Genomic DNA, 14,408 nt, shown 5'->3' with positions numbered 1-14,408 from the left:
TCGGCAGCGGGTCATCTCGCCGGTGAGTTGAGCCCATCAAGGATTCCCGCGTGTACGTGGTCGATCAGCGGGACCAGATAGAAGTGATCACCTGAGAACACTTTGAAGTCAAACGAACCGGTGGTGGCGTGCTCCCAGTCGGCGACCTCGGGCACGAGCGCTTCGGGGTCCTGGTCGCCGGTGAACGCTGAGATGGGCGTGGTGATCGGCGGCCCGAGGGTGGGCTGATAGGTCTCCACGAGCCGGTAGTCGGCGCGCAGTGTTGGCATCAAAGCGGCTCGCAGCTCGGGGTGGGCTAGGGCCGCGTCGGTGGTGCCGCCGAGCCGGCGCATCTCTTCCCACAGGAAGTCGTCGCTGCCAAGGTGTTTGGACCCGGGACGGTGGTGCTTGGGTGCGGGGCGGCCGGAGACGAATAGCCGGACTGGAGGTGCCCCCAGGCGATACTCGAGCCGGTAGGCGACTTCCCAGGCGATCGCGGCGCCCATGCTGTGACCGAAGATGGCGTAACGTTCCCGCACCTTGCCTGATAGGGCGGTGACGATGCTGTCAACCATGGTTTCCATGTCGGGGACGCACGGTTCGGCGATGCGGTCGAGGCGGCCCGGATATTGGATCGCCACGACTTCGATGTCGGTGGGCATCTTGACGGCCCAGTTGCGGTAGAAGGTGGCGTTGCCGGTGGCATGCGGGAAGCAGAACAGCCGTAGCCGCGCACCGGGCCGGGGGCGGTAGGCCCGCAGCCAGTCGTCGGGGTTGATGCTCACGCTTCACCGGCCTTGTCCGCCGCCGCGGTCAGCGCTGCCAGGTCCTCATTGGTCAGCATGACCGGTGGCCGTGAGCCGAGCAGCTGAGGCGGGCCGAGGCGCAAGGTGAGGTCTTGCCAAAGCTGGCATAGCGACAGGTGGTACTGGCCTTTGCGTAGTGGGTCCTCACCGGCGTCGGCGGCTGCTTTCAGTTCTCCGACGGCGTGGACGATGCCTTCGGGCCAGACGCTGCGGAAAACGTGCAGATAGGACGGAACCTGCGCCTGGCCGATGACAATCGAGCTGGGCACGTCGTCTTCGTCCAAAACCGACTCGTAGTGCGGTTTGGCGTCGTTTTCGGCGACCTCGCGGGGGAAGTCGGGCCGTGCGGTCCACACCACGGGGCCGTGGGTGCTTAGCAGCGTTAGGTTTCCGGCCTCGGTGCCGATGCTGAGCCGGTGCATCAGGTGGGCGTAGTTGTCGGGGTCGGCGGGGTCCATCTGGTTCTGCACGCGCAACGTGATCGGAATGCCGGCCAGGACGCCGTCGAGGCTGCGGAACGGAATGTCTAGCGGGGTGGCTGAGGCGATGTCGGGGTTCATTTCCGGGACGGGCCCGAACGCCCAGGGCCGTACGCCGCCGACGGCCATGCCGATGATGTCGAGCATTGAGTACGCGAGCTGGAAGCCGCACGCCGCGTCGATGTAGAGCGGCTTTTGCCGTGACAGCAGTTCCCTTGCCGCGCCGAGGAACCGGCGCACCGGTTCGGTGTGGGTGTAGAACGGGTTGAGCTGGTAGATGACTTTGTTGCGGCGGGCTGTCTTGAGGTTTTGTGCCAGCTCGTCGTGGTGCAGCGGATGTTCCTGCAGCACATGCATTCCGCGGGCCATGAGTTCCTGGGCCAGCTGTGAGCCTTTGCCGCCGAGCAGCCCGCCGCGGATGACGACGCAGGCGAATTTGACGTCTTCGGGGATCTGGCTTGGCGAGGTGTAGAGCGGCACGCCGTAGCGGCGGGCGCAGGCCTGTGAGCGTTCGCTTCCGCCGGCCAGCACGCCGGCGAGTTCGAAGGGCTGGTTGGGGTTTCCCAGTGCTTCTAGGTAGACCTGGCCGAAACGGGCTCCGGCCACCACGACGCGTGTCTTCACACGGCCTCCTCGACGTAGGATCCGGTTTCTTGCGCCGAACCGTCCAGGATGGACAGGTCGTCGATCGTGGGCAGTGACGTCAGCCGGGCGACCGCTTCGGCCGGGTCGAGGATTTCGCCCGCGTGGTGGACTCCGTCCGGGACGCGTTTGCTGGCCAGGGCGTGCGCGGCGAGCGCGGCGACGGCACCGGTCAGTTCACTGGCGCCGTTGCCGCGCAGGACAAGCGTTTTGGTCTGCGTCGCGGTGGCCAGCTCGATGACGATGAGCTGATAGGTGGCGCGGCCGAAGCTGTCCAGGGCCGCCGCACGGGTCAGGGCGTGCGCGTCGGCGTTGCCGCGCATCACCGCGCCGACGTGTTCTCCGGCGAATACCGAGTAGGTGGCGGCGTTGGTGACGCCGAGGCGGGCGCAGACGCGCTCGGTCTCGGTGCTCAGGAACGCCATGCTGAACGCGGGTTCGGCGAAGAACGGCAGCGTGTCCGGCGGCGGTGCGGTGGCGGGTGCCCGCTTTCCGTTGCGCAGCACCGTGCGCACGGCCCCGAAGGCGGTGCCGCCGCGGAAGTAGTCTTCGGCGGCGGTGAGCGTGAACTTGTCGCGGCCGCCGATGTAGGCGGTGAGGGTGTGGGGCTGGCCGGTGGTCAGCTGGGCGAGGTAGCGCGGCAGCAGTGAGGTCAGGCCGGGCATCATGCCCGCTGAAATCATGGCGGTGCCGGGGCGGATGCGCGCCACTTGCTGGTAGAGCACATCGTCGCCGGCGGCGTCGGCATATGCCGCACCCACGGCCGCGGCCGCGCGGGCGACGCGGTCGCCGACTTCGTGTGCGGGGCCAGCGCAGTTGACGATGACGTCGCATCCGGTGCAGAACGCGGCCAGGCTCGCCGGGTCGAAAACGTCTGCCTGCTGGGTGTGGGAGCCGGGAAGCGTTGCGGCCAGGGCGGTTAAGGCATCCTGGCGGCGTCCGCCCAGGCGCAGCGCTGTTATGCCCCAGCGGTGCAGCGCCTGAGCGGCAGCCTTTCCGACCGCGCCGGTGGCCCCGACGATGCCGATCACGGTCATCTCCTTTACCGGTTCGTGACGGTGGCGGCCAGTGTGGCGATGGTTTCGGTGTCCGATGTGGACGCCGGCCACGCCAGTTGTGCCGCGGTGAGGGTGGATTCGGTGACTTGCAGGTCGCCGAGGCAGATGTCCTCCCAGAACTCGAGGTCCGTGGAGGTGAAGTCGGCGGGCCAGATGAGGGTCAGGTCGCCGGCGTAGATGGCGGGGCTGGGCGTGCCGGCTTGCGGCCCGAGTGGGGCGAGCAGCACGGTTTCTTCCACGAGCACGCCGCGTTCGGTGAGGGTACGGGCGATTTCGAGGGCGATCAGCGCACCGGGGCCGGTCGCCAGGAGCCGGACCTGGGCCACGTCGGCGTCTTCGAGGGCCTGGGCGCAGCTGGCCGCGACCCGGTCCACATTGGGCAGTGCGGCGAAGGCGGCCGGGCTCAGCGTCCACGCCGGGGCGCTGGCGTCGATCGCTTCGGCCACCGCCTCCAGAGCCTCGGCGCCACCACCAATGGCGGGCACCAAGACCAGCGGCACCGAACTGCCCGAAGAGCGAAGCGGGACAAGGACATCGGCCTGCGCGCCGACGGTGGCCAGAGCTGGCGAACCGGTCGCTTCCGCCGAGGCTAGCCATTCGGCCAGACCGGCGACGGTCGGGCGTTCCAGCAGATTGCGCAGGATCTCGTCGAAGAACCCGCCTTGTGCCTCGGGGAGCTCTTCCATGATCCGCCCAGCGAGCTGAGCGGCCACGAGCGAGTCGCCGCCGAGCTGGAAGAGGTTGCCGTCACGGCCGACCGGCACCTTGAGCGCCTCGGACCACATGGCTTCGAGCCGCTGTTCGAGGTCGGACATGGCTTCGGTGCGCACACCGGTGACCGTGCGCTGGCGTGGAATCGCGGCGAGCAGGGCCTTGCGGTCGATTTTGGCGTTGCTGGTGATGGGCAGGGTGTCGAGCACGTGGATTACGGGCGGCACCATGTGTTCGGGCAGCCGGTCGCGCAGGTGTGCCGTGAGCGCTGCTGGGTTGAGCGGTGCCCGGTCGGCCTTGAATGAGGCGGCCAGCACGCACATGCCGAGTTCGCCGATGTAGGTTCCCGCGTCGGGCAGGCACACCTGAGCGTGTGCGCCGGCGCGGGCGAAGACTTTCTCCCAGGCGATGCGGTCGAGGAAGACGCTGTCGGTTCCTTGGCGGTCGTCGGCGAAATCGCCGGTGGCCGCGTCAAGGCTGACGAGCAGTTCCAGTGACGTCATGATCTGGTAGTGGTCACGGGTCATTTCCAGGGCCACGATCCAGCCGCCCGGGGCGAGCACGTCGCGGAGTCGGCCGAGCACGGCGTCGACGTCGGCGGTGGCGTGCAGCACGTCCCCGGCGATGATGAGGTCGAAGCTGTTGGGCGCCAGGCCTTGTGCGCGCAGGTCGGCGTTGAGGTCGCAGACCGCGTAGTGCACGGCGGTGTTGTCGGTGAACCGTGCCTGAGACTGGTTGAGGAAATAGGGCGACAGGTCGGTCGACAGGTAGGTGTAGTCCACATCGGACAGTGCGCTGAGCACGGACTGGGTCGTGCCGCCACCGCCGGCGCCGACTTCCAGGATGCGCACCGGCCCGCGGAACTGTCCGGTCAGGTGACGCACGACAGCTCCGGCGGCTTCGTTGGCCCAGCGGTTGAACAAGGCGTCTTCGTAAAGGGTTTGGGAGACGTCGAGTTTGCCGTCGGGGAACAGCAGCCGCAGCGGGTCGCTGTCGCCGCGCAACAGTGCGGGCAGTGAGCTGATGCTCGCACGGAAGTAGTCAAGCAGTGCCTGATCGGTGGGCAGCGCGACCTCGTCGACTCCGGCCCACGCCTGATCCAGTGGTTGCACGGCGGCCACGAGGGAGTAGCGGCCGTCGTGGTGCGACAGCAAGCCTTCGTGGGTCAGGGCGCGCAGCCAGCGGCGTACGAGCCGGTGGTGTTTGGGTGAAACGGCTGCGCCGGTGAGGATGTCGTCGAGGGTGTGGCTGGTGCCTGGCTCGGGGAACAATCCCCCGGCTTGCAGCGCATGGATCATCGCCGGCAGCGCGACCCGGTCGAGGCGGTCGGTGAAGGTGCGGTAGCGCTCGCGGTCCACGCCTTCGATTGAGGCGTCTCCGGCGGCCGAGGCGACGGCGGGCAGTTCGTCTAGCCCGGTGACCTTAGGGGTGATGCGGGCCGGTTCGGCGAAGGCCACGAGACGCCGTTCGAGGGGCTGGTCGCCTTCGACGAGCACGGCCGCGTTGGCCACGCCGGTGTGTGCCGCCAGGGCGGTTTCGATTTCGGCGAGCTCAATGCGGTACCCGCGAATTTTGACCTGGAAGTCTTCTCTGCCAAGGAATTCGATGTTCCCGTCGGCCAGGTAACGGCCGAGGTCACCGGTGCGGTAGAGACGTTCCCGTGTCGTGGGGTGGGTGATGAAGCGTTCCTGGGTGCGCTGTGGGTCATTGAGGTAGCCCATCGCGACACCGGCTCCGCCGATGTAAAGCTCACCGACGACCCACTCCGGGCACGGCCGCAACGCGGCGTCCAGCACGTGGAAGGTCTGGTTGGCCAGTGGCTTGCCATACGGAATGCTGGCCCAGGTGGGGTCGACCGTCCCTATTGGATAGGAAATAGACCAGATCGATGCCTCGGTCGCCCCACCCAGGCTGACTATGGACAGTCCCGGGACCTGGGCCCGGATCTGATCGGGCAGCGCGACGGGAATCCAGTCTCCCGAAAGCATCGCGAGCCGCAGGCCCGGCAACGCTGGCGCGCCCGGCACGGAAAGGTAGCCGCTGAGCATTTGCAGCTGGGCCGGCACCGAGTTCCAGACGGTGATGTGGTGCTGCGCCACCAGCTGTGCCCAGTGCGACGGGTCAGCGCGGCGCTCATGATCGGGGATGACGAGGCAGCCACCCACCGACAACGGGCCGAAGATGTCGTAGACCGACAGGTCAAACCCCAAGGCGGACAAGGCGAGCACCCGGTCGTTGTCGGTGACGCTGAAGCGCTGGTTGATGTCGGCGATCGTGTTGAGGGCCGCCTCATGGGCGATCATCACGCCTTTGGGGGTACCAGTCGAGCCTGACGTGTGGATGACATAGGCGAGGTCTTCCGGCCCTGTTCCCGTCACGTCGCGCGGCGGCGAACCCGGCACGATGGCAGCCATCGTTGTTGCGGTCAACCGCAACCGGGCACCCGACGATGACATGATCTGTTCTTGCCGGGCGGCCGGTGAGCTGGTGTCGATGGGCATGTAGGCGCCACTGGCCAGCAACGTGCCCAGGGCGGCACTGACTTGGTGCCAGCCACGTTCCAGGGTGATGGCGACGAGATCGCCTTTGCCGCAGCCGTTGGCGGTCAGCCAGCTGGCGACTCCGGCGGCGTGCGCGGCGAGCTGGCCGTAGGTGACCTCTTCGGCGCCGGCGATGACGGCGATGCGGTCCGGTGTGAGGGCCGCCTGGGCGAAGAAGGCATCGTGCAAACGGCCGCGGGTGAACGGGGCGGCGGTGTCGTTGGCCTGGGCGCGGCGGGCCTGTTGCGCGGCGGGCAGGGCACTTTCCAGTGGCCCGGTCCACGCGGTGTCGTCGGTTGCCAAGCGCAGCAACAGGTCCTGGTACGCGGTGAACATGTCGTCGATGACGTCGTCGGGGAACACGCCTTCGCGCACGTCCCAGTTGGTGGCCAGCATGCCGTCGCGTTCCATGTTCTGGCAGTCGATGAACACCTGTGGCGTCTGGCTGATGCCATATCCCAGCTCGCCTAGCGGAATGTCGCTGGCCTCAACGCCTCCGGCCAGGCCGATGGCGCTAGTGAACACGACCGGGAATAGGGCGGCGTCGCCTCCCTTGCGGCGGGCGATTTCGCGCATGACCTCGATGCCGGTGAAGGTGCGGTGGTCCATGTCTTGCCACAGTTGTGCTTGCGCGGCGCGGGCCCGCTCGGCGAAGGTGACCGGCGTGCAGTCGACGGCCAGCAGTTCGACGCTGGTGAAGTCACCGACGAGCAGGGGAACCTGCTCGTGCAGGGGCAGCCGGTTAAGCAGCGTCACGTTGACGGTGAAGGCGGGGTGACGGCTCCACCGGGAGATGGCGTCGACATAGGCGGCCAGGACGGCGGTTGAGGGGCTGACATCGTGGCGTCCGGCGCGTTCGCGCAGCTGACTCCACGTGTCGCGTGGAAGGGTGAGGGCCCACCGCTTGAACCTGCCGGCGCTTTGCCCGGCCTGGCTGGTGACCGGAAGCTCGGGGGCCGGCGGCAGACTGTCCACGCGCGAGAGCCAGTAGTCGCGGTCGGTGTCATGGCGGCCGCCCGCGACGTAGGACCGCTCGGCCAGCAGGTAGTCGCGGAAGGTGATGTCAAGGCTGGGCAGTGTGGTGTCTGGCTGGTGATAGAGACGGTGCAGTTCGTCGAGGATGATCTGGATGCTGATGAAGTCAGCGATGAGGAAGTCGACCGACAGGTGCAGCACGGCTTCGTCATCGCCCAGGGTGATCCTGGCTTCGAACAGCGGCCATTTGTCGTGTGGGAAGACCCGGTGGTCCATTTCGGACCGTGTCGTTTCCACCGCGGTGTCGAATCCTTTGGTGCCACGGGTGTCGGTCACGGCCACCACGTAGTCGTCGACCTTCGGCAGGACGCGCTGTGAGCCGTCGTTGGCCACGACGGCGCGCAGCATGTCGTGGCGGGCGATCAGCGCACGCCACGCTGCTGTCATGCGGGCCGGGTCGAGCGACGGGTAGCGCAGTTCGCCGTAGCCGTGGCAGGCCACGCCGCCGTAGACGAACGTGCGGCCCCGGCCGAGCAGGTATGCCGACTGCACGTCGGTGATCGGGAACGGCTCGTAGCGGCTGGCCTCATCGGCGGTCAGCCGCGGGAACCCGCCGGCACTGAGGTGGCTGATGATGTCGTCTTTGTGTTCCCGCAACGCTTGCCGGCGTTCGTCGGTCATCGCCCCTTGCGGCGCACGGAAACGCAGCTGTCCCTGCTCGGCCCAGACCCGGATTCCGGCCCGTTCCAGGTCGTCGATGAGCTGCGATATGGCCTGTGTCATATGACGCCTTCCTCAAAGTCACCTGGTTGCACATCAACGAATGCCGCGAGCTGGGCGATGGTTGGCGCGGCGAAGAGTTGCCGCAGGGTCAGCACGACACCGAAGCGCTGGCGCATGAGTTCCAGCAGCCGGGTGGCGAGCAGGCTGTCGCCGCCGAGGGCGAAGAAGCTGCGGTGCCTGCCGATCGGGGTGCCGTCGCCGAGCAGCTGGGCCCAGAGTTCGGCGAGGAGTTTCTCGGCTTCCCCGGCCGGTTGTTCGCTGGCCGCTTCGGCGATGGTGTTGCCGAACAGCTGCCGCACGGCGGTTCGGTCGACTTTTCCGTTGGCTGACAACGGAATCTGTTCCAGCAGCTGGATCTGGTCGGGCACCATGTAGCTGGGCAGCCGTTCGGCCAGGGTGCGGGCCAGCGCGTCGAGGTCGACTTCGCTGAAGGGTGCGAACACGCCCAGGGCGATGCCGGGCCCGGCGACGACCGCGACGGCACGTGACACGCCGGGGTGTTCGGCCGCGACGGCTTCGATCTCGCCGAGTTCGATGCGGTGTCCCCTGATCTTGACTTGGAAGTCAAGGCGGCCAAGGAATTCCAGTGTGCCGTCGGGCCAGTAGCGGCCCTGGTCGCCGGTGCGGTACCAGCGCTGCCCGTCCTCGCCGGTGACGAACTGTGCCGCGGTCAGGCCTGGTTCGCCACGGTAGCCGAGGGCGACGCCGGCGCCGCCGATGCGCAGTTCGCCTGGCACCCAGTCGGGGCAGTCGCGGCCACGGTGGTCGGTGACGCGGTAGGCCTGGTTGCGCAGCGGTGTGCCGTAGGGAATGGACTTCCAGTGCGGCGGCACTTCGGTGACTTCGATGGCGTTGGACCAGATGGCCGCTTCGGTCGCCCCGCCCATGGCCACGAACGTGGCCGAAGGCGAGGCGTTCTTGAGCCGGCCGGGCAGATCGAGACCGACCCAGTCACCGGAGACCAGCACTGTGCGCAACGAGGCCAGCGCCTGCGGTTGCGAGACGGTCAGCAGCATGTCCAGCAACGCGGGAACCGAGTTCCATACCGTAATGCCGTGCTGCGGTACCAGTTGCGCCCACAGCCGGGCTTCGCGGCGGTCTTCGTCGTCGATGAGCACCAGCGCCCCGCCAGCCGACAGCAGGCCGAAGATGTCGTAGACCGACAGGTCGAAGTCGAGGGCGGAGATCGCCAGGACCCGGTCTTGTGGCCCGACGTGGTGGCGGGTGTTGATGTCGTCAATCGTGTTGACGGCGGCGGCGTGCGTGATCTCCACACCTTTGGGCTCACCGGTCGAGCCGGAGGTGAAGATGATGTAGGCCAGCGCGTTCGGGTCGGCGTAAACCGGTTCGGTCAGTGCTGGCCCGTCGTCAAAGGACAGTTCGGTGTTGATGATCGCTTTCACGCCGGCCTTGGCGTAGATGCGTTCTCGCCTTGCCAAGGGCTGTTCGACGCCGACGGGAACGTAGGCGGCTCCGGCGGCCAGGACGCCGAGGACGGCGGCGATTTGGCCCGGCCCGCGCGGCAGGGTCACCGCGACGGTGTCGCCGGGCTTGACGCCTTTGCTGACAAGGGTTCCCGCGATCGTCAAAGCTTTGGCCCGAAGTTCGCCATATGTCAGCGAAACGTCGCGGTGGATAACGGCGACACCAGCAGGGCCGGCGGTGAAGAACGGCTCGTGCAGGGTCCGCCAGGGCCGTTCGCCGCTGGTGTTGTTGACCTGCGCCCGGATCGCACGCTGGCTCGCGGGCAGCATGTCGGGCACGGGACTGTTCCAGTTGCCTTCGGCGAGCCAGACCAGCAGGTTGCGGTAGGCGGCGAACATGGTGTCGAGCAGGTTCTCGGGGAACAGTTCGTCGACGCTGTCCCAGTTGAACGCCAGCCCGCCTTCGCGTTCCATCACCTGGTTGTCCAGCCACACCTGTGGTGTCTGGGATATGCCCCAGCTCAGCGAGCCGAACGGGAACCGCATGTTTACCAGGTCGGGTGCCACCCCGAGCGCGCTGGTGAATACGATCGGCATGCTGACGGCGTCGCCTTGCTGGCGGCGGGCCAGTTCGCGCAACACCCACAACGCTGATACGGCACCGTTTTGCATGCCGTCCCACATGTCCTTTTGCAGCCGCTGCACGGTGTCGAGCCAGCTGTCGCCGGGTTCGGCGTGGTGGCCGACCAGCAGCAGTGAGGTGAAGTCGCCCAGGATGTTGTTGATGTCTGGGTGGACATCGTCGCGGTGGAACATGGTGGCATTGAGCGTGTGCTGGTCGGCGCCGCTGAAAGCGCTGAGCACTTCGGCGTAGGCGGCGGCGAGCACGGAGGCCGGTGTGACCTGGTGTGCCCGTGCGGTTTCGACGATCGCTTTCCACTGCGCTGGGTTGAGGAAGTCTTCGCGGCGGTGGAACACGGGTTTGGTCAGGGTGGCCGGGTCTTTGGCCAGCGGCAGGGGTGCCGCGGGCGTGAGGCTGTCCAGGCGCTTGAGCCAGTAGGCCGCCGCGTCCTCGTGTCCTTCGGCTTCGCGTCTCACGTAGTCGCGGAACGAGACGCCGAGTTCGGGGAGGGCGGCGTCCAGATCGCTGTACAAGGTGGACAGTTCCGAGAAGAAGATGACGATGCTCAGCGCGTCGAGCACGATGTAGTCGAAGCTGAACCCGAGCCGGTTTCCAGCGGACTGGATTTCGATGAGCGGCCAGCGCGCCGGGTCGGGAATGCGCTGTGACAACTCCGCGCGCATCGCCTCGGCGTCGTCGCGGATGCCGATGGTGAACCGGGGCACCTCGGCCAGGATGCGCTGATTGCCGTCGTCGTCGAAGATGGCGCGCAGCATTTCGTGTCGCTGGACGAGCCGGTTGACGGCTTCCTCGAGCCGGGCGACGTCCACATCGGAGCCTTCGAATTCCCAGTACCAGTGCGAGCCGACGCCGCCAAGGGCGAAGTCGTCGCTGCGGCCGAGCCAGTAGGCGCGCTGGACATCGGTGGGCGGGAACGGGTCGTTGCGGTGCTCGGGGTCGTGCTCGATCGGTTTCAATGGGGCGGGCGCGGCCTCGGGTGTCAGGTGAGCGGCGAATTCGCGTAGCGTCGGTGAGCTGAACAGGTGGCGCAGCTGAACGCCGCCCAGGCCGAGGATGCGTAGCCGGGCGAGCAGTTTTGTCGCGATGAGGCTGTCGCCGCCGAGGGCGAAGAAGTTGTGCTGCCGGCCGATCTGGGCGACGCCGAGCAGTTCTGACCATAGGGCGGCGACGGTTTGCTCGGTTTCGCCTTCCGGCTCTTGCATGTCGCCGCCGCTGTCGACGGTGATGAGTTGCTCAAGGCGCCGCCGGTCGATTTTTCCGTTGGCTGACAACGGAAATTCGTCCAGGACGGCGATGACACCGGGGATCATGTAGGCAGGCACCCGGTCGACGAGCAGGTCACGCAGTGCCGCCGGGTCGGGTGAGCCGGTGACGGCGGCGGCCAGTTGCCGGTTGCCGCCTTCACCAATGGCCAGCACGACGGCTCGTTTGACGAGCGGGTCGCTTTCGAGGGCGACTTCGATTTCGCCGGGTTCGATGCGGTGGCCGCGGATTTTGAGCTGGAAGTCGCGCCGGCCCAGGAATTCGACCGTGCCGTCGGGCCAGTAGCGGGCCTCGTCGCCGGTGCGGTACCACCGCTGCCCTTGGTGGGTAACGAATTGCGCGGCGGTGCGGTCGGGGTCGCCGGTGTAGCCGAGGGCGACGGAGTGCCCGCCGATCCATAGTTCGCCGGCGACCCAGTCGGGGCAGTCGCGGCCGTGCGCGTCCACGACACGCATGAGCTGGTTGTGCAGCGGCACCCCGTAGGGCACCGAGCGCCAGTGTTCGGGCAGCGGCACGGGCACGAGCTGAACCGTGGAGTGGATCGCGGTTTCGGTGGTGCCGCCGAGCGCGACAAGCTGGCCGGGGAACCGGGGTGCGAGGTTGAGCGCGACCCAGTCGCCACCGAGCAGTGCTAGGCGCAGCGGCAAAACCCGCTCCCCTGCCGCGGTCAGGACGAGGTCGAGCACGGCCGGAACCGACTGCCAGATGGTGATGTCGTGGCGCAGCACCAGGTCGACCCAGGCTTCGGGGTCACGGCGGGTTTCTTCGCTGACGGTCACGAGGGCGCCGCCGGCCGACAGCATGGCGAAGATGTCGAACACCGACAGGTCGAAGTCGAGTGCTGACACGCCGAGCACCCGGTCGGACGGTCCAATGTGGAATCGTTCGATCAGGTCGTCGAGGGTGTTGAGGGCGGCGGTGTGCGGCACCATGACGCCCTTGGGTTCTCCGGTCGACCCTGAGGTGAACAGCAGGTAGGCCGGGGCGTTGGGGTCGCCGGGCAACGGCTCGTCGCGCAGCGGCACGGCCACAGCCGGCAGATCGGCTTCGGTGATGGTGAAAGCGGCGTTCGCGCGGGCGGTGATGCGTTCGCGGCGCGCGGCGGGCTGATCGATGCCAATGGGCACGTAGGTGCCACCGGCGCGCAGGACACCCAGGACCGCCAGAACCTGACCGGGTCCTTTCGGGACCGTCACGGCGACCGCGTCGCCGGGCTTCATGCCCCGGGCGATCAGATCGTCGGCGAGCGCCTGGGCCCGGCCGGCGAGTTCGCCGTAGGTCCAGCTGCCGTCCTTATCCCACAGCACGGCGGTGCGCTCGGGGCGCATGCGGGCGCGTTCGAAGAAATCGTGGTGCAGCAACCGGATATTGCGCGGCGCGGCAGTATCGTTGGCGCGTGAACGGGTCGCGTGCACGGCACTGCTGAGCATATCGGGCAGCGGCTGATCCCAGTTCTCCTGCGCCAGCAGCCAGCTGATGATGCGCCGGTAGGCGCCGAACATCTGCTCGCACATGCCTTGCGGGAACAGTTCTTCCACGACGTCCCAGTTGAGGTAGAGGCCGCCTTCGCGTTCGGTGACCTGATAGTCCAGCCACACCTGCGGCGTCTGCGACATCGTGTATCCGGGGGCGCCGAAGCAGCGGCGCACCTCGGCGTCGAAAAGCTCGCCGAGGCTCAGCGCGCTGGTGAACACGACGGGTGCGCCGACGGCTTGCCCGCCGCGGCGGCGTGATAGGTCGCGCAGCACGTCGACGCCGGAATAGGCGGCGTTGGCGGCGTCGGTGCGCATCCGGTCCTGGGTCGCTTTGGCAAGGGCTGCAAAGGCTTGCGGGCCGGTGTGCACTTCGAGCAGCAGCAGGTTGGTGAAGTCGCCGACGAGTTTGTCGACCTCGGGATGCACTGGCCGGCGGTCGTAAAGCGGCAGGTTGATCATAAAGTCGGTGGTGGTGCTCCACGCGCCCAGCACGTGGGTGAAGGCGGTCAGGAACGCGACGGACAAGGTGATGTCGTGTTGCCGGGCGCGCGTGTTGAGCAGTGCTTGCTGTTGCGGGTCGAGCCAGTGGAAGTAGCGGGTGGTGCGGTGCTGGCTGACCTGGCTGGGATCCTGGGCGAGCGGCAGTTGCGGCGCACCGGGGAAGGTGTCGAGCCGTTGCTGCCAATAGTCGCGTGCCACCGACCGGTTGCGGTCGGGCTGCGCGGCGACGGTCGCCAGATAGGAAGGAAAGTTCCATTCGATGGGTACTAGACCCACGCCCCAGTTGTCGTAATAGGCGGCCAGGTCCGACATGAGCACGCGGAAGCTGTGCGCGTCGGCCACCAGCATCTCGATCTGTACGTGCATGCGCGTCTTGCCCTCGGGCAGCAGACTGAGCTGAATGTCGAACGTCTGTCCTTTTTCGACATTGAGCCGCCGGTGCGAGATCTCGTCGCGCAGCTGTTCCAGGCGTTGTTGTGCGAAAGCCGCGTCAAGGTAGCGCAGGTCGTGCACGGTCAGGCCGGGCCAGGCGCTGTGCGGGCGGATCTGTTGCGTGCCATCGGGGTGAAAGACGGCCCGCAGCATGGGGTGGCGGGCCAGCACGCAGCGCACCGCGGTCTCCAGCCGGGCGGGGTCGACGTTTTCCCCGTCGAACTCGTTGTAGAAGTGGGCACCGACGCCGCCGAGCGGCTGGCCGTCAGCGCGGCCGATCCAGTACGCGTGCTGCATGGTGGCGAGCGGGAACGCGGCCGATTCGTCCACCGTGATAGCCGGTGTCGTTTTCGGACTGTCGCCCATGCGCGTTTGCGCGAACTCCCACCATTGCGCCAGCGTCCGGAACTCGATGAGTTCGGCGAAGGTCACGTTCGCGCCTTGCGCGTGCCAGCGGCTAGCCAACCGCATGACGGCGATCGAGTCGAGGCCTAGCCGCAGCAGGTCGTCGTCATCTCTGACGTCGGCCGGCGGGCAGTCCAGCGACTCGGCGATATCCCGGCGCAGATCTTCTATCTCCAAGGTCGCAACTCCTATTGTCTCGTATGACACATAGGCTGGCGTTAAGCTATCAGCGCCGACAGATACAAGTCTAGAAGATACTCGTAAACACTGCTCCGTTGAGGACGTGAAGATG

5 protein-coding genes are annotated in these 14,408 nt (G+C 67.2%); all 5 read right to left on the bottom strand.

The features are described 5' to 3' along the window. Nucleotides 1-11: 11 nt before the first annotated feature. Genes A3E1_RS0104435 through A3E1_RS0104415 form a run of 5 tightly spaced genes read right to left on the bottom strand, consistent with a single transcriptional unit; the run spans nt 12 to nt 14,293 of the window. On the bottom strand, nt 12-764 hold the full coding sequence (locus A3E1_RS0104435) for a thioesterase II family protein (protein ID WP_020519534.1): 753 nt from the start codon (nt 762-764) through the stop codon (nt 12-14). Then, complete coding sequence (locus A3E1_RS0104430) at nt 761-1,888, bottom strand: Gfo/Idh/MocA family oxidoreductase (RefSeq protein WP_020519533.1); 1,128 nt, start codon at nt 1,886-1,888, stop codon at nt 761-763. The genes A3E1_RS0104435 and A3E1_RS0104430 overlap by 4 nt, the downstream gene beginning before the upstream one ends. Beyond that, complete coding sequence (locus tag A3E1_RS0104425) at nt 1,885-2,937, bottom strand: saccharopine dehydrogenase NADP-binding domain-containing protein (RefSeq protein WP_157631311.1); 1,053 nt, start codon at nt 2,935-2,937, stop codon at nt 1,885-1,887. Before A3E1_RS0104425 ends, A3E1_RS0104430 begins: the two co-directional genes overlap by 4 nt. Nucleotides 2,938-2,948: 11 nt before the next feature. Next, nucleotides 2,949-7,973 (bottom strand): non-ribosomal peptide synthetase, encoded by a 5,025-nt coding sequence (locus tag A3E1_RS0104420; protein WP_020519531.1) that lies wholly within the window; start codon nt 7,971-7,973, stop codon nt 2,949-2,951. Next, on the bottom strand, nt 7,970-14,293 hold the full coding sequence (locus tag A3E1_RS0104415) for a non-ribosomal peptide synthetase (protein ID WP_020519530.1): 6,324 nt from the start codon (nt 14,291-14,293) through the stop codon (nt 7,970-7,972). The genes A3E1_RS0104420 and A3E1_RS0104415 overlap by 4 nt, the downstream gene beginning before the upstream one ends. Between the last annotated feature and the right edge of the window lie 115 nt (nt 14,294-14,408).

It is taken from the genome of Catelliglobosispora koreensis DSM 44566, from assembly GCF_000379685.1.
Classification (GTDB): domain Bacteria; phylum Actinomycetota; class Actinomycetes; order Mycobacteriales; family Micromonosporaceae; genus Catelliglobosispora; species Catelliglobosispora koreensis.
The sequence above is the reverse complement of the archived record's forward strand: the minus strand, read 5'-3'. Positions and strand labels throughout refer to the sequence as shown.

Excerpts from the sequence above, each read along its gene's own strand:
- A3E1_RS0104420 (WP_020519531.1), bottom strand. The coding sequence starts at position 7,973 with ATGACACAGGCCATATCGCAGCTCATCGACGACCTGGAACGGGCCGGA.